At 65.3% G+C, this 15,969-nt stretch carries 12 protein-coding genes and 1 tRNA gene; 6 read left to right on the top strand and 7 right to left on the bottom strand.

All coding sequences use genetic code 11. The annotated features are described in order from the left end of the window. Positions 1-32: 32 nt before the first annotated feature. The 3 genes from ACQ5ID_RS01060 to ACQ5ID_RS01050 form a co-directional block, all read right to left on the bottom strand. Positions 33-1,205, bottom strand: coding sequence for a serine hydrolase domain-containing protein (locus tag ACQ5ID_RS01060; protein ID WP_429910626.1), 1,173 nt, complete (start codon positions 1,203-1,205; stop codon positions 33-35). 245 nt (positions 1,206-1,450) lie between these two features. After that, positions 1,451-1,540, bottom strand: a tRNA-Ser gene (locus ACQ5ID_RS01055). 83 nt (positions 1,541-1,623) lie between these two features. Next, positions 1,624-2,571 (bottom strand): calcium/sodium antiporter, encoded by a 948-nt coding sequence (locus ACQ5ID_RS01050; RefSeq protein ID WP_429910625.1) that lies wholly within the window; start codon positions 2,569-2,571, stop codon positions 1,624-1,626. 167 nt (positions 2,572-2,738) lie between these two features. Between ACQ5ID_RS01050 and msrA the strand changes: the two genes are divergently transcribed. Further along, on the top strand, positions 2,739-3,407 hold the full coding sequence (gene msrA, locus ACQ5ID_RS01045; protein ID WP_429910624.1) for a peptide-methionine (S)-S-oxide reductase MsrA: 669 nt from the start codon (positions 2,739-2,741) through the stop codon (positions 3,405-3,407). Positions 3,408-3,434: 27 nt separating this feature from the next. Then, positions 3,435-4,106 (top strand): HAD-IB family phosphatase, encoded by a 672-nt coding sequence (locus tag ACQ5ID_RS01040; RefSeq protein ID WP_429910623.1) that lies wholly within the window; start codon positions 3,435-3,437, stop codon positions 4,104-4,106. Positions 4,107-4,251: 145 nt separating this feature from the next. Here the strand turns inward: ACQ5ID_RS01040 and ACQ5ID_RS01035 are convergent, their stop codons facing one another. Next, a complete protein-coding gene (locus ACQ5ID_RS01035) occupies positions 4,252-4,668 on the bottom strand; it encodes a DUF1330 domain-containing protein (RefSeq protein WP_429910622.1) in 417 nt (138 codons plus the stop codon). A gap of 105 nt (positions 4,669-4,773) precedes the next feature. Here ACQ5ID_RS01035 and ACQ5ID_RS01030 point away from each other — a divergent pair, with 105 nt between their 5' ends. From ACQ5ID_RS01030 to ACQ5ID_RS01020, 3 genes are all read left to right on the top strand, one after another. Next, positions 4,774-6,942, top strand: a complete 2,169-nt coding sequence (locus ACQ5ID_RS01030; protein ID WP_429910621.1) for a penicillin acylase family protein — start codon at positions 4,774-4,776, stop codon at positions 6,940-6,942. Between the two features lie 240 nt (positions 6,943-7,182). After that, on the top strand, positions 7,183-8,226 hold the full coding sequence (locus ACQ5ID_RS01025) for a strictosidine synthase family protein (protein ID WP_429910620.1): 1,044 nt from the start codon (positions 7,183-7,185) through the stop codon (positions 8,224-8,226). A 98-nt stretch (positions 8,227-8,324) separates the two neighbouring features. Continuing rightward, on the top strand, positions 8,325-9,671 hold the full coding sequence (locus tag ACQ5ID_RS01020; protein WP_429910619.1) for a spinster family MFS transporter: 1,347 nt from the start codon (positions 8,325-8,327) through the stop codon (positions 9,669-9,671). On the opposite strand, the gene chrA is transcribed toward ACQ5ID_RS01020, so the two are convergent. Further along, the gene (gene chrA, locus ACQ5ID_RS01015) at positions 9,668-10,969 is read right to left on the bottom strand and encodes a chromate efflux transporter (protein WP_429910618.1); all 1,302 of its coding nucleotides are present in this window, start codon (positions 10,967-10,969) and stop codon (positions 9,668-9,670) included. The genes ACQ5ID_RS01020 and chrA overlap by 4 nt on opposite strands. Continuing rightward, positions 10,966-12,321: a sensor histidine kinase gene (locus tag ACQ5ID_RS01010; protein ID WP_429910617.1), complete on the bottom strand. Its 1,356-nt coding sequence runs from the start codon at positions 12,319-12,321 to the stop codon at positions 10,966-10,968. Before ACQ5ID_RS01010 ends, chrA begins: the two co-directional genes overlap by 4 nt. Positions 12,322-12,386: 65 nt before the next feature. Between ACQ5ID_RS01010 and ACQ5ID_RS01005 the strand changes: the two genes are divergently transcribed. After that, on the top strand, positions 12,387-12,974 hold the full coding sequence (locus ACQ5ID_RS01005; RefSeq protein ID WP_429910616.1) for a hypothetical protein: 588 nt from the start codon (positions 12,387-12,389) through the stop codon (positions 12,972-12,974). A gap of 7 nt (positions 12,975-12,981) precedes the next feature. Here the strand turns inward: ACQ5ID_RS01005 and ACQ5ID_RS01000 are convergent, their stop codons facing one another. After that, entirely contained in the window at positions 12,982-15,897 is a 2,916-nt protein-coding gene (locus ACQ5ID_RS01000) for a CHAT domain-containing tetratricopeptide repeat protein (RefSeq protein ID WP_429910615.1), read from the bottom strand. Positions 15,898-15,969 lie beyond the last annotated feature (72 nt).

Below are 15,969 nucleotides of genomic sequence, written 5' to 3'. Positions count from 1 at the left end.
GGATTTACTCCCCTCGTATTCTTTTGATGTGATCAGTCGGCAAGGGCCTCGAAAACCGCTTCGGCCAGAACAGGCGCGCCGCGCGCTGCCGGGCCGATCGTGTTGACCAGCAGCACGATGGTGACGTCCTGATCAGGATAATGGTTCAGCGAGGCATTGAAGCCGGGGATGGAGCCGCCATGGCCGATAAAGCGGTGCCCGTGGCGGTCACCGGTCATAATGCCAAAGCCGTAATCCATATTGGCAAGGGCCGGATGGGGATCCACCAGGAAGTCTCGGGCCAGGCTGCCATCATTCAGGCGCGCCGGTTCCAGCATCAAGGTCAGACTGTCTGAGGAGACCACATCGCCGTTCAGCAGTGCCTGCGTCCACACGATCATGTCTTGCGGGGTGGACCGGATGGCGCCGGCTCCGGCTGCGACCGAAAGCGACAGATAGCCGGCATTGGTAAAACCGGCCTCCGTATCCGGCGCGGCGTCATAGCCTTGCGCGCGGTGCGGCACGATCTCGGCGGCATCGTCCATACGGGTATCGTCCATGCCCAGCGGATCAAAGATGCGCGTTTTCAGGAAATCAGCCAGCGGCTCGCCCGCCACACGCTCGGCGATATAGTCCAGCAGCATGTAGCCCGAATTGGAGTAGCTCCAGCCCGTGCCCGGATCAAAATCGTAGAGCGGATCAGCGCTTGCGATATAGGCGACCATGCGCGCCTCGTCATGGTCCAGCGGCGCAGTGGTGTCCATGAAGCCATCGAACGATGTGTAATTGCTGATGCCGGATGTGTGCTGGAGAAGCTGGCGCACCGTCACTTCATCACTGCGTGGAAAATCGGGGAAATACTGGTTCAGCGTATCATCAAGGCTCAGCCGGCCGTCTTCTGCCAGCAGAAGAATGGCGGCCGCCGTGAACTGCTTGGTGACAGAGCCGATGCGGAACACGGTGTCGCCGCTTACCGGCACCTGATGCTCCAGATTGGCAAGGCCATAGCCACGCACCAGAAGCGTCTCGCCGCCACGGGCAATGCCGATCGACAGGCCGGGCGCCTGAGCCTCCTCCAGCACATTGCGGGCAAAGGCATCTACCGCGCTTTCCAGCCGGACGATGGCGGTATCGGGGTCAGCCTGACGCGCTTCGGCTGGAATCGCGCCTGTCGCTGGCAGGACCAGGGCGAAGGCCAGAAAGGCACAGGCAAGCAAGCGGTTCATTTGATCCCTCCAGACAGACAGCGCATGGCGCTTGGCCGGCAGGGAACCACCGCGAAGATGAAAAAGCAATCCTGATCAGAAAACTTAATCCTAAATAGGATGTAATGTAAGCCGTGCTGCTCCGTACCGCCCATCAGAACGGATACTCACCGCCGCACATTACTAAACGCATGGCAAAGACCCGCCATCACGCCGGGCGAACCGAATTACATTCAAAATGCAAGTTTATACTGGGAACAAACTCGTGGCGGTGAGGGTGGGATTCGAACCCACGAGACGGTTTCCCGCCTACACGCGTTCCAGGCGTGCGCCTTCGACCACTCGGCCACCTCACCGCGAGGCGGCGCAAACTATCTGAGAACCCGGTCCAGTCAAGCGCGCTGGCAGAGGGGCGCTGTGCATGGCGCATCTGGCCCGCTCAGGCCAGTGCCATGGATGCGATATAGGCTGCGTAGAGGGCGAGGAAGATCGCGCCGTGAAGCCGCGACAGGCGCTGCTTCCAGATGGCGAGAGCCAGCAAAAGCGCGCTGGCGGCGAGCATGACCCCAAGGTCGCTTCCCGCCAGCCCGCCTGTCACCTGCAAGGGCGAGACAAGGGCGGTAATGCCCAGAATTCCCAGAATATTGAAAATGTTGGAGCCGACTATATTGCCAAAGGCGATATCTCCTTCGCCGCGCCGGGCAGCGCTCAACGAGGCTGCCAGCTCCGGCAGGGACGTGCCAACCGCCACGATGGTAAGCCCGATCACGGCTTGCGATACGCCAAGCGCCGTTGCCGCCGAGACCGCCCCGTCAACGAGCAGCCCCGCGCCAAAGATCACACCGGCAAAGCCTGCGCCGAGGAAGGCAAGCTCGACCCGGAGCCGCCCGGCAGGTCTTGTGGCGGGTGCGGCCTCTTCCTGCGCGGCGGAGCGGTCCCTGCTGGTCAGCCATGAGACGAGAAGATAGACGGCAAGGCCAGTCAGCAGCACCGCGCCGACCCAGCGCTCCAGCCCCACGAACGCGAGCGCCACGGCACCGGCAAGCGCAGAAATCGCCAGCGCGGTGCCATCGCGGCGGAAGGGGCGCGGATCGATCCGGATCGGGCGCAGCAGGGCAGCAAGGCCGAGGATCAGCAGGATATTGGCAATGTTCGAGCCGATGACATTGCCGACAGCGATCTCAGGCGCATCGCGCAAGGCCGCTGCCATGGAAGTCGTCAGCTCCGGTGTCGAGGTGCCAAAGCCCACAACGACAAGCCCGATCAGCAGGGGCGAGATGCCGAGCCGCCTTGCGAGGCCAGATGCCCCTCGCACGAGGCTTTCGCCGCCCGCCACCAATAGCGCCAGTCCTGCGCCGATGAACAGGACGGTCATCGTGATCGTCATCGTAAAGCCCCTTGCTCCGGTCACAGGCGCCCGGAGGCGGTCTGCGTAATAACGATGCGATAGTGGTGGCTTGATGACCAGTCATGACAGGGTTCTGACACGCGGCGATGGCGTTTTCCCCCACAGCGCCTATATGCTGGAAGACAATGCTCCGGAGATTGATCGCAATGGCCCTTAATGCTGACCCGCGCTGGAAAACCGAGCTGGTACCGGCAGGGCAAGCCCTGCCCGGCCGTATCCAGGCCGTGCCGACGGCGGCGGCCCATTTCGTCAAGGGCGGTACGCTCAAAGCCCCCGTGCCAGCAGGGCATGAGGAAGCGGTTTTCGCCATGGGCTGCTTCTGGGGTGTGGAGCGCGTGTTCTGGCAGTTGCCGGGCGTGGTGAACACGGCGGCGGGCTATGCGGGCGGCATCACGCCGAACCCCACCTATGAGGAGGTGTGCTCGGGCCTTACCGGACATACCGAAGTGGTGCGGGTGGTCTATGATCCGAAAAGGATCAGCTACGAGACGCTCCTCAAAGTGTTCTGGGAGAGCCATGACCCGACACAAGGCATGCGTCAGGGCAATGATGTCGGCACGCAGTACCGCTCTGCCATCTACTGGACCAGCAAGGACCAGAAGAAGGCCGCCGAGGCATCAGCGAAAGCCTATGAGACAGCCCTGAAAGAGGCGGGGCGCGGCGCGGTGACGACCGAGATCCGCGAGGCCGGGCCGTTCTACTATGCCGAGGACTATCACCAGCAATATCTTGCCAAGAACCCGGCTGGCTATTGCGGCATTGGCGGCACGGGCGTGACCTGCCCTATCGGCACCGGGATCAGCGCTGCGGGCTAGGCCCGGCAGCGCAGCAGGGCAGGGCTGATGGCACGCATCATCATTTTTGACGTCGATTCCACGCTATTGAAGGTGGAGAGCCTCGATTTCGCCGTGGCCCGCGCGCTCGCCAGCCAGCCGGGCGGCAAGGCGCGTGCAGCCGAGCTCGCCGCAATCACCGACAAGGGCATGGCCGGAGCGCTCGATTTCCGGCAATCGCTGGAACAGCGCATCGCGATAGCCGGGCTCACCAATGATGACATCATGCCGGCTTCAGTGGCGCTGGCAGAGCTGATAACACCCGGCATGTTCGAGCTGACCCATGCCTTGCGCGGCAAGGGTCATGGCGTGTTCGCGGTGTCGGGCGGGTTTCTGGAACTTCTCGGGCCAGCGCTCTCCACGCTCGGCTTCATGCCGGGCGATGTCCGCGCCAATCGCTTTATCTTCGATGCCGACGGCAAGGTGACCGATTTTGACCGGGACAATCCGCTCTCGCGCTCTGGCGGCAAGGGTCCGGTGGCGGCGGCGCTCAAAAGCCTGACCGGCGCGGATCTCGCCGTCATGGTAGGCGATGGCATCACTGATTTTGAGGCGTTTGCCAGCGGCGGGGCTGATGCCTTTATCGGCTTTGGCGGGGTGGTACGCCGCGAGGCGGTGGCGGCCAAGGCCCCTGCCTATGCAGGCAGCGTGGATGAGCTGGCCAAGCTGCTGGGCGTCTAGTTCGCCGGGCGTAGTCAGTGTTGTCTCCCCCCGTTTACGGGGGGAGTGGCCCGGAGGGCCGAGGGGGGGATTATCGAAACAAGCTCCCCCCTCCGTCTGGCAAGCCAGACACCTTCCCCGTAAACGGGGGAGGACATCGCCCACCCTAGCCGAACATGTCCCCGGCCGGCAGCGGCGCATGGCGCACCAGCCGGCTGTCGGCGACCGCCGCCTGACGGTGCGGCACGGCGTGTGTCTGGTAGTGCGGGTCTGTGACCATTTCCAGAAAGGCATTCGCGCTGGGATAGGCCGCGATGAAGGCCATGTCCCAGCGCTCCTCCGCCGGGCCGATCAGCGTGAGCAGCGGCAGGCCGCGCCAGATGATCTTGCCACCCACACGGGCAAAGACGGCTGAGCTTTCGCGGCCATAGGTCTTGTATGCCTCCTCGCCGCTGATCTTGCGGTCATCAGGATAGGCGGCGATCTCGCGGAAACGCAAAAGGTTCAGCATCTCGACTGGCTGGCTGCGGTCGAGGCCCTTGAACAGGGTGAAGGCGTCGCGGGTAGGGTCGATATGGCTCATGGTGTGATGGTGCGATGCGGCGGGGATGGGCGCAAGCGGGAGATTGCGCCCGCCGCCCGGTCATGCACACTGACACACCAATAAACGAAACGGGGAGGGGCCTTCATGCGCATCGGGCGGATCATTCTCATCGCAGTGCCGGTGGTGCTGGCGCTGGCGGTTGCGGGCGCATTTGCGGCCGGCTTGCGCCTTGTACCGCTGGAGGTGCGCAGCTTTGATACGCAGGCGGCGCTGGCCGACGCCATGCATTTCGAGGCGGAAATTTTCCGCGATGAATGGGGTGTGCCGCGCGTGCTGGGCGCGACCGACGGGGACGCCGCCTTTGCGTTGGCTTACGCCCATGCGGAAGACGATTTTCCCACCATCCAGTATGCCCTGCGCGCCGCTCTGGGCCCTGAAATGCTGGCCGCTGACGAGAGCGAGGCACGCGGCGCGTATCTCGTACAGGCGCTGGGGGTCACCGATCTGGTCGCAGCCGAGTACGAGACCCAGCTTACGCTGGACACGCGCGCCTTGCTCAGCGGCTATGCGGCGGGGTTGAACTATTATGCGGCCCTCAACCCGGACGAGCGTGTGCGCGATCTCTTTCCGGTGACGGGCCGGGATGTGGCGGCGCTCGCGGCCTTCTACTTCCCGCTCTTCTACGGGATGAGCGATGTGCTCACCGATCTCTTTGCGCCGGATGTGGAGCGCGACGGCGCGCGCGGGCAGGAGCTTCAGGTCCATTTCATCGCGCCGGGCGAGCAGCACGAGCTCGGCTCCAATGCGATTGCCGTTGCGCCCTCGCGCTCGGACGATGGCGCGACGCGCGTGGTCATCAACTCCCACCAGCCGGTTGAAGGCCCTGTCGCCTGGTATGAAGCCCACATGATATCGAACGAAGGGCTGAACTTTGCCGGCGGCACGTTTCCGGGCGTTCCCGTCCTGCATCTGGGCGCCAATCCGGGCATGGCGCACGCGGCAACCATCAACCGGCCGGACCTGATTGATGTCTATGAACTCACCCTTGGCCCGGACGACCGCTCCTACCTGCTCGACGGTGAGTACGTGCCGCTGGAGCGCTCCACCGCGCGCATGCTGGTCCATGTCTGGGGGCCGTTCGCGTTTCAGGTGACGCGCCCCATTGAGCGCTCTGTCCATGGCACGGTGCTGCGCACCGAGCGCGGCGTCTTTGCCATCCGTCATGCCACACAGGGCGATCTTCGCGGCGTGGAGCAGACCTACCGGCTGATGCGGGCGCAGACCCTCGCCGAATACGAAGAAGTCATGGAAATGCTCGCCATGGGCAATACCAACCGGGTGGTGGGCGATTCCACCGGGCGCATTGCGCGCTACTATAATGCCCGCATGCCGCTGCGCCTTGATGAGCCGGGGCTGGACTGGCGCGCCATTCTTCCCGGTGACCGCTCCGATCTCGTCTGGAGCGAGTTTGCGCCCTTCTCTGCCCTGCCGCACATGGTTGATCCGGCGGCGGGCTATGTGGTGGACGCCAACCACACGCCCTTCCGGGTGACGCTTGGCGATGAGGATCCGCAGGAGGCGGATTTCCCGCGCACATTCGGCATCGAGACGCATATGACCAATCGCGGCCTTGTCGCCACCACGGCGCTGGCCGCGCTGGAAACGATCAGCCGGGACGAGCTTCTGGCCATCAAGTGGGACCATTCCTTCCATCCCGACAGTCAGGCGATGCAATTGCGCGCCGAACTGCTGGCCATGGACTGGTCGGACGAGCCGCTCATGGCCGATGCGCTGGCCATTATCGAGGCATGGGACGGACGGGCCGATTTCGATAATCCCCACGCGGCCCTATCGCTGCTTACCTATCAGCCGGTGGGTACCGCGCGCGCAGCCGGCCGGGCCAGGCCGCCGCTGGATGAAGCGTTCCGCGACGCCGTGGTGTATCTGGCCGATCACCATGGCCGTCTTGATCCGCCCTGGCGGGAGGTGAACTTCATCCGTCGCGGCGATGTGGCGGTGCCGCTGCAGGGCGGGCCGGATACGCTGCGCGCGGTCTATGGCCAGCTTAATGGCGATGGCACGCTTTCCATGGTCGCGGGCGACGGCCTTGTGATGCTGGCCGAATGGGATGCGGACGGCGAGTTCTCGCTGTGGGCGGTCCATCATTTCGGCTCGTCCAACCGCCCCGGTGACCCCCACTATACCAGCCAGATGCAGGACTTTGCCGATGAGGTGATGCGCCGCGTGCCGATGAGCATCGAGGCGGTGCGCGAAAGCGCGGTGGAGGCTTACCGGCCGGGGGAAAGGGGGTAGTTTTCTCCTTACCGCGTTTCACCGGCGCAAGCCGGTGCCCAGTCTCTTTAGTTCCGCAGCCCATCCGGGCTGCGATGTTCCGCGAAAAGTCGCGGGCGCGCATTCGCGCTTGCGGCGCTGCGCGCCGTAAACGGGGGAGGACATCTCCCTTAAAGGCACGGGTACCACCCAAACTCCCCACAAGACAGCTCCCCTGCCTTGCGTTAACTTTACCGTCTACATGACCGGGGAGGGCTCCACATGATCCGCGTTATTCTCATCGCCATTGGCCTTGTGGTTCTGATCGCGCTGGCGCGCATCGCCTACATGATCGTGCCGGCATCGGGCATGCTCACCCCTTACGAGCCGCGTCTGGCCGAGCGTTGCGAGAGCCTGGAGATCGCGCCCGGCACCGAGGATGTGACCATTCATCCCCAGTCGGGCATCGTCTTTGTGTCAGCGGCGGACCGGCGCTCTGCCAACCCGGAAGCGGGCGGTATCTGGACGTTTGATATCGCCGATCCGTTCCAGACCCTGCGCTATGCGAGCGTCGACGGGCCGGACGATTTCCAGCCGCACGGGATCAGTCTTTATATTGGCGAGGACGGCGCCCAGCGCCTTTTTGTCATCAATCATCCGCTGGCGGGCGGGCACACGGTCGAGATATTCGACATTGATGATGAGTGGCGTCTCTTCCATGCCGAGACGATTGCCTATCCCGAACTCTCCTCGCCCAATGATCTTGTCGCCGTGGGTCCGCGCCAGTTCTACGCCACCAACGATTCACGCTACCAGTCAGGTATCATGCAGCAGCTGGAAGCCTATTTCGGCCTGCCGCTGGCCGGTGTCAGCTATTTTGACGGCGAGGCCGGCCGCATTGCCGCTGATGGCATGATCTACGCCAACGGCATCAATATCTCGGCTGACGGTGAAACGCTCTACGTGGCCGAGTTTCTGGGCCGCCGCGTGAATGTCTTTGAACGGGATGTGGAAACCGGCCGGCTGCGTCATCGCCGCTCCATCCCGGTGCGTACCGGCGCGGACAATATCGAGATCGATGAAAGCGGGGATTTGTGGATCGGCGCCCATCCGCGCGTGTTCGACTTCCTGGCCCATGCCGAGGACGAAGCCGCGCTGGCACCCTCCCATGTCATCCGGGTCGATCCCGAAACCGGTCAGGTCGTGACCGTGCTCTACACCCATGGCGAGGAGCTGAGCGGATCGAGTGTCGGCGCGCCCTTCGGCTATCAGTTCGTTGTGGGCGCCGTGTTTGATGCCAATGTGCTGATCTGTCCGCGGGGCTGATAGTTTGCTGAATTGGGCTTCACATGGGGCAAACGCGCTCTAACCTCTTCTTTTGACAGACGGGCAAAGCCCGCGTTTTGAACAGGGGAGGATCTGCCTTGGCCATTGCCAGCCCGCCACCGGGTATCCCGGTGACCCAGCCGCTTGCGCCCAGCGCGCGCCGCTATGCCGTCGGCATGCTGCTTGTCATCTACATTTTCAATTTTCTCGACCGGCAGATCGTCAACATCCTCGCCGAGCCGATAAAGCTCGAGCTGGGGCTGGCTGACTGGCAGCTGGGCATGCTTACCGGCCTGGCTTTTGCCCTGTTCTACACCGTTCTCGGCATCCCGATTGCGCGCTACGCCGAAAAGGCCGACCGGGTGAAGATCATCTCGGTCGCGGTCGCCGTGTGGAGCGCCTTCACCATTGCCTGCGGACTGGCGGCCAACTTCACCCAGCTATTGCTGGCACGTATTGGCGTCGGCGTGGGCGAAGCCGGGTGTTCACCGCCCGCTCACTCGCTGATCACGGACTATACGCCCAAGGAAGAACGCGCCTCTGCGCTGGCCATCTACTCTATGGGCATTCCGCTGGGATCGCTGGCCGGCATGGCGCTTGGCGGGCTGATTGCCGATGTCTGGGGCTGGCGCGTCGCCTTCTTCGTGGCCGGAGCGCCGGGCATCATTCTGGCGGTTATAACCTTCCTCACCCTGCCCGAACCGCGCCGGGGGCTGGAGAAGAAGGTCGTCCCGGTCAAGGGACCAAGCTTCGGGGATGCTCTCAAGGAGCTGAAATCGAAAAAATCCTTCTGGTGGATTTCCATCGGCGCAGCTTTAAGCGCGATGGTCGGCTACGGCCATATCGCCTTCTATGGCTCCTTCTATCTGCGCAATCACGGCGAGGGCCTGACCGCCATGGCGGTCAGCGTCAACGAGATGATCGGCGTCAGCTTCGGCCCCATAGGCTTTGTCGGCACCGCGCTTGGCCTCATCATCGGGATATGCGGCGCGGCAGGCACCTTCCTTGGCGGTGTGCTGGCCGACCGGGCGGCGCGCAAGAATGTGTCCGGCTACGCCACCGTGCCGGCGATTGCGGGCCTCGTCACGGTGATCCCTTTCATCGCCGCCATGCTGGTAGACAATGTGGCGCTGTCCTTCCTGTTCCTCGCCATTCCGGTCTTTGCCGGTGCGATCTGGTACGGGCCGATCTTTGCCAGCGCGCAGAGCCTTGTGCATCCGCAGACGCGGGCGACGGCAGCGGCGGTGCTGCTCTTCATCATCAATCTGATCGGTCTCGGGCTTGGCCCGCTTCTGGTCGGCACGTTCAGCGACATCTTCGCCCAGACCATGGGCGCGGCTGAAGGGATACGCTGGTCGATGGTGACATTCGGCGGGGTGGGCGGCATCGCCTCCATCGCCTTCTTCCTTGCAGCGAGGACGCTCAAAGACGAGGTGGTAGCCTAGACAATGCCTGCAAGCGGCAGGGCGAGGCCCATGGCCAGCCCCGCCGCGACCAGCGTCATCACGCCCCGTTTGAAGGCGAAGGCCAGTACCGCGCACACGCCCGCAATAGCGAGAACCGCCAGATTGATGCTGGCCGGATCAAGCGTGATCAGCCGGAAAGGCCCAAAGCCGATCTCTCCGGTCACGCCAAACATCACCTGCGTGGCAAACCAGACTGCCAGGCTGGCAATCACCCCCACAACGGCGCTGGAAATACCGTTCAGGGCGCTTTGCAGGGTGTGCACCCGGTTCAGCCGCTCCATCCATGGCGCGAGCGTGAAAATTGCCATGAAAGAGGGTGCAAACACCGCCCAGACCGTCAGCAGCGATCCCATCAGGCCCGCCACCAGCGGCGTGAAGGGCGCTGCTTCGCGAAAGGCCGCCAGGAAGCCGGTGAACTGGGTCACCAGTATCAGCGGGCCGGGGGTGGACTCGGCCAGAGCCAGGCCGTCGGCCATCTCGCCCGCGCTCAGCCAGCCATATTGCTCCACGCCCGCCTGCGCCATGAAGGCCAGCACCGCATAGGCCCCGCCAAAGCTGACAATCGCCAGCCAGGAGAAGAAGGACGTGATCTCGGTCAGGCGATGCTCACCGCCCAGCAGCACAAATACCAGCGCCAGCGGGGCCAGCCACAGTGCCAGCCATGACAGGAGGGTGATCGTGCTACGCCTGATCTGGTCTGGCTTTTCTGGGTCTGAGACCACTTCGGGTTGATCGGGCGTGGCGGCTTTGGGTGTCAGCCACAGCCCTGCCAGACCCGCGAGCACGACAATGGCCGGGAAGGGCAGACCAAACAGCAGGCCCAGAAACGCCCCGCCCGCAATGGCGAGGCTGCCGGCCGATTTCAGCGTCCGCTGTCCAAGGCGCGCGACGGCGCTGGCCAGAACGATCAGCACGGCGGCCTGCACGCCGGTGAACGCGGCGCTGACCAGCGCCAGGTCTGCCGCATAGGCGTAGAGAGCCGATAGCGCGAAAACCACCATGACGCCCGGCAGGACGAACAAACCGCCGGCGATCAGCCCGCCGCGTACCCCGCCAAGGCGCCAGCCGATCCAGGTGGCGAGCTGCATGGCTTCCGGTCCAGGCAGAAGGTGGCAGACATTGAGCGCCCGCAGGAATTCCTGGTCACTGATCCAGCCCTGCCGGTCGACAGCCAGGTCATGCAGCATGGCGATCTGCGGGGCCGGGCCGCCAAAGCTCAGAAAACCGATCCGGGCAAACTGGCGGGCGAGACTGGCAAGGGAGGGCGGCGTGCTCATGCCGGATCACCGGCCGGACGGACGATGAAGCGTGCGCCGGGCCTTGCGGAGCCGGGCCGCGCATCCTCGACATCAACCGTCAGGCCGTGGCGGCGCACGACGGCGTGGACGAAGGACAGGCCCAGCCCGTGCCCGCGCGGGCCGCCATGGCTGATACGGGCAAAGCGCAGGAAGACGCGCTCGCGCCAGTCAGGCGGCACGCCGGGGCCGTTATCCTCGACAATCAGAACCGGGCCTTCGCGCACGATCAGTTTCACCTCTCCGCCTTCGGGCAGGAATTTCACCGCGTTGTCTACGAGATTGGCGATCAGCCGGCCCAGCTGTGCCGGACTGCCGCGCATCATCACCGGGCGGGGCGCGTCCAGCTTCACGCTGGCCCCCTTCTCGCCTGCCACATCGGCATAGAGCGGCGTCACCGAGCGCGCAAGGGCGGCGAGATCCAGCATTTCCAGACCGCGCGTATCGCCGATCTCCGCGCTGATGGCGGAAATGTCCATGAGCGAGTTGATGAGCTCGCCAAGCTCCGCGACCTGCTCGCGGGCCTGTTCGATCCGCTCAGGGTCATGGCCCGCCTCCGCCAGCGTGCGGTCTATGCGCACAAGGGGTGTACGCAATTCGTGCGCGGTGAGGTCGGAGACGTCGCGCTGCGCGCTTATCAGGCGCTCTATCCGGTCCAGCATGGCGTTGATATTGCGTGAGAGCAGGCCGAACTCGTCAGCCCCGTCCGCGCCGGGCGCGCGCTGGTCAATCGCTCCGTCGCGCACCGCCTGGCAGGTGCGGTTGAGGCGTTCTACCCGGCGCATGATCCAGCCAGCGGCAACGAGGCCCGCAGCAACGCCGAGGGTGAGCGTGACGAGAAAGCCTGCAGTGAAGATCGTGCGCAGCCGGGCCAGCGCCTCGGCCTGACTGGTCGTGGAGCGGCCCACGAACAGGCGGAAATCCTGTGGCATGAGGAAGGCCCGGCCCAGCAGGGGCAGCGCCTCCCCATCCACCGTAAACACGCCGCTTACCCAGCTTGCATCGAGTGAAAACGCGTCCGGCCACCCGGTCAGATTGCCCGCGAGCGGTTCACCTTGCGGGTCGGCCAGCAGATAGACCGGGCCTTCGCCCTCCAGCGGGCGCAGGGCGAGCCGGTCCTGCAAGGACCGCCGCAGCCCTGCCTCGCCCTCAATGGAGTAGATATCCACCAGCCCTGCTGCGTCGGTATCCACCAGCTGGCGCAAGGTCTGGTCGGACACGAAGGCGAAGGCGAAATACGCAATCAGGAACACCGCCGTCGCCGCCAGGCTGACCAGTGTGGCGATAAGGGCGGCAAGGCGTCCAAACGTGGATTGCAGGATACGCAAATGCATACCTTTCGGGCGGGTCCGGGTTTGGTCTAGACTGGTGGCGGAGATCATTGAAGAAGGCTCCCACGATGCGCCAGCATCTCTGCGCCCTCGCGGCGGCGGCAATTGTCCTGTCCGCCTTTACCGGCTGTGCATCGCAGCAAGCGGCGCCCGTCCTGTCCGCTGTTGCCGAGCCGGATGGCCAGATTCTCGCCGCGCTCGATATCGGCTTTCGCGGCGAGGCGGAGAGCGATGGCCCGGCCCTGCTGGCGGCGGCGACCCTCCTGGAATCCAGCGGCGCACGCCCCGCCGAGGGCGAAGCTGATCTGGCCGGGCGCTGGTTTGCCCGAGCAGCAGAGCTGGGTGAGAGCGTGCCGCCCGCGCGCGGGCGCATCGCCGGTCCGGCCTATCGCAATGGCGTGCTTGCCAGCGCGGAGGCCGCCGTCCTGCGTGACAGCTTCCATTCGGGCCGCATAGCGCGCGTTTCGCTGCAGACACGCGGGCCGGGCACGCTGCGCCTGTCCATCCGGCGCGCGTCCGGCGAGCCGGTATGCGAGACGCTGACCGGCCCGGCCCCTGTCAGTTGCCAGTGGGTGCCGGTCTGGTCGGAACCCTTCATCATCGAGATCACGAACCTGACTGGCGCCCAGATCCCCTATTACCTCATAACCAACTGACATCGCGTCACTGGCCAATCAGGGCGAACGGCCCCCAGACGCCCGGATGGGCACCGCCGGGTATGGCAGGATCATCCATCACGCCCAGCACCGCATTGCGGAAAGCCTCCGCGCGGCTCTCGCCGGCCAGCGCGCGGCGGGCTGTTTCGGCGGTTATGATCGCCGCCACATCGTCGCGCACGGCCCAGTGCGACACCAGCAGGCTGCGCGCACCGGCGTACAGGAAGGCTTGCGCCAGCCGGTCCGGCGCGCGCGAGATGCCATCGGCGGCAAACGTGTTGCACGCTGATAGGACAACCCAGTCCGCCTGCAGCTGCAGCTGCGCTATCTCCGATGCGGTCAGCAGGCCGTCATCAAACGGGCCGGGCTGTGCGGGCGGGGTAAAGGCCAGTGCCGGTTCGGACACGGTTTCCAGGGCTCCCGGCAGAAGGCCGTGCGTGGCGAAGACCAGTACGCTGGCCCGGTCCAGATCAGCCGTCTTCACCGCCGTCTCGGTGGCCCACATCCCCAGACGCACATCGGAACGCTCCGGCCCGAACAGCAAGGCCAGCTCTTCCAGCTCAGCGCGCGTCCCCGGCAGGGGCGGCAACGCGGAAAGCGCCCGCAGGCCGTCGCTGCCACTGCGCAACAGCGCGGCCAGTGCCACCGGCGCCGCGTCCGGTTCGCCCTCGAATACCGGAGCGCCAAAACCGATCAGGTAAGGCGGCCGGGACGGGGCGTGTTCGCGTGTGATGAAGCTGGACAGCGAGGCCAGCGTGGCAAGGCCATGGTCACGGATCAGCCAGGGCGCGCCGCGCAATGCCTCATCGCTGTCCATCGGCGCGGTGTATGCGGTGGTCAGCAATACCTCGAACGGAATGGAGCGGTAGGGTCCGTCCGCAAGGATGAAAAGCCTGCTGCCCGCTTCGATCCCGGCTCTCACACGCGGCGTGAAGACGCCCTCATGGAGCTGGTGTGCGGGCGCGGCGGGGAAGGCGCGCGAGAGGCTGGCGGACGGCCCGGCCTCCAGCGCCGCACGCAGGCGGGTGACTGCAGATTGTGCCTCATCGCGGCTGATGGCCAGCCGGTCGATTTCCGCGCCGTCAGGGCCGATACGCAGAACCACCCCGCCCCCTTCGGTGAAAGCAAACGCGATCACATTCTCTTGCCGTTGAAGCGCGCCCCGTACGGCGTCGAGGCTGACCAGCGCCGTGCCGGTCCGCGCATCGCTGGCCCCGGCCATCGCAGCCAGCTCTTCGCGGGCGCTCTCATAGGCCCGCCGTGCGTCGGCGATTGCAGACGGGTCCGGCGTATCACTGGCGGCCAGCAGGCTGATATAATGGTCCTCGGCCCGGCGCAGGGCGCGCCAGCCATCCTGGCGTTGGCGGACCTGGCTGGCGGCGGTGTCCTCCCCGGCGCGCCCGCGCAGGGCGGTTGCCTCGGCGGCCAGCGCCAGCCCGGTTGTTTGAACCAGCTGCATATAGCGGAACGCCGCCTCGCGGTCGGTTGCGGCCATGGCTATGTCCAGTGCACGCCGGAAAGCCCGCTGACGGCTGCGCGCCATGTCGCGCGCGGCATCAACATCCACCAGGTCCAGCTCGGCCGCGAGCGCCATCACGGCGTCGTCCACATGGTGCGGCACGGCGCGCATCGCACGACCATTGATAGCGCCAATCCATACATCGTCGATCGTAAGCTCATGGCGGCGCGCATGTCCTTCGGGCAGGTAGGACACGGCCAGCGCGTGCGCCTCTCCCAGACGCTGCCGGCCAGCCGGTGCGTTCCCGCTCAGCGCTTCCAGCGCCGCCAGCTCGGCCAGCACCCGTATCCGGTCCGGACCCGCCGTGCCTGTTTCTTCAAACACGCTCAGCGTATCGAGCCATTCGGCGCGCGCCGCGCCAAGATCGCCTGTCGCCATGGCCGCGTCGGCGGCATTCATCTGCATGCGTGCCGCCTCGACCGATGTCGCCCCGGCTGCGGTGCGGTAAATGTCCCGCGCAGCCAGGAAGAGCGGGCGGGCCTCCGCCTCGCGCCCCTGTGCGTAGAGGGCAACGCCCAGATTGTTCAGCGTATCGGCCACTTGCGGGTGGGCCTCGCCAAGGCTCGCCCTGCGCTCGTCAAGAATGCGCCGTAGCAGGGGTTCAGCCGCCTCGTACCGGCCCCAGGCATTGAGCGCGCCCGCATAGCTGGACCGGGCGAAGCTGATAAAGGGATGGCCGGGCGGCAAATTGGCTTCCAGCTGCTCGGCAGCATCCCGCGACAGCTCTGCCGCTTCGGCATGGCGGTAGGCCCGGGTCAGAATGGCCGCGAGGCTGACCTGCGTCATCGCGATATGGGGATGGCCGGGCTCCAGAACCTCGCGGCGGATGTCCAGCGAGCGCTCAACTAGGCTGGCGGCCTCGTCCAGCTCGCCGCGCGCATTCAGCACCGAGCCCAGCTCGAAATAGGAACGGGCGATCTGGACATGCATTTCGGGGTAGAGCGTGCGGCGTATCTCCATCACCTCGCGCTGCACCTGTTCGGCCTCGGCGAGCCTGCCAAGGCTTGCCAGTATCGAGGCGACATTGCCCAGCGACTGTTCGAGCGCTTCTGCATGGTCGGGGCCGGCTTCAGCAAAAATGTCCGCCGCCTCCCGGAACAGGCCCAGCGCTTCCTCGCGACCGCCCGCATAGAAGATGGCCGATCCCAGCTGGTTGATGATCGCGGCGCGGTCGGTCGCGTCCACATCGCCCAGCGTCAGGGCGGTATCGTAGGCTGCTTCCCAGGCCGCGCGGGCACCGGCAGGGTCCTGCTCCATGTCGATCGCTTCAGCGGCCTCGATAAGGGCGCGGGCGTCCGGTTCGGTGATCGATGGTGCCAGCGGCGGTGTATCCTGCGCCAGGCTGGACGGCGCGGCCAGCAGCGCAAGGCTCAGCGCCCAGATCCTCAAATGATTGCAAGCCATAACCCGCCACCTCCCCGTACCGGCCACGCTTCCCGCCCATGATTGCGCGGCGCGCACGCGCTGGCAAACAAT

Source organism: Glycocaulis sp. (genome assembly GCF_050485565.1).
Taxonomy (GTDB): domain Bacteria; phylum Pseudomonadota; class Alphaproteobacteria; order Caulobacterales; family Maricaulaceae; genus Glycocaulis.
This window is presented reverse-complemented; position numbering and strand designations above follow the sequence as displayed.

Coding starts and splice junctions, on each gene's coding strand:
- ACQ5ID_RS01050 (WP_429910625.1), bottom strand. CDS start 2,571: ATGACGATCACGATGACCGTCCTGTTCATCGGCGCAGGACTGGCGCTA.
- ACQ5ID_RS01005 (WP_429910616.1), top strand. CDS start 12,387: ATGCGCCAGCATCTCTGCGCCCTCGCGGCGGCGGCAATTGTCCTGTCC.
- ACQ5ID_RS01010 (WP_429910617.1), bottom strand. CDS start 12,321: ATGCATTTGCGTATCCTGCAATCCACGTTTGGACGCCTTGCCGCCCTT.
- ACQ5ID_RS01030 (WP_429910621.1), top strand. CDS start 4,774: ATGCGCATCGGGCGGATCATTCTCATCGCAGTGCCGGTGGTGCTGGCG.
- ACQ5ID_RS01060 (WP_429910626.1), bottom strand. CDS start 1,205: ATGAACCGCTTGCTTGCCTGTGCCTTTCTGGCCTTCGCCCTGGTCCTG.
- msrA (WP_429910624.1), top strand. CDS start 2,739: ATGGCCCTTAATGCTGACCCGCGCTGGAAAACCGAGCTGGTACCGGCA.
- ACQ5ID_RS01040 (WP_429910623.1), top strand. CDS start 3,435: ATGGCACGCATCATCATTTTTGACGTCGATTCCACGCTATTGAAGGTG.
- chrA (WP_429910618.1), bottom strand. CDS start 10,969: ATGAGCACGCCGCCCTCCCTTGCCAGTCTCGCCCGCCAGTTTGCCCGG.
- ACQ5ID_RS01000 (WP_429910615.1), bottom strand. CDS start 15,897: ATGGCTTGCAATCATTTGAGGATCTGGGCGCTGAGCCTTGCGCTGCTG.
- ACQ5ID_RS01035 (WP_429910622.1), bottom strand. CDS start 4,668: ATGAGCCATATCGACCCTACCCGCGACGCCTTCACCCTGTTCAAGGGC.
- ACQ5ID_RS01025 (WP_429910620.1), top strand. CDS start 7,183: ATGATCCGCGTTATTCTCATCGCCATTGGCCTTGTGGTTCTGATCGCG.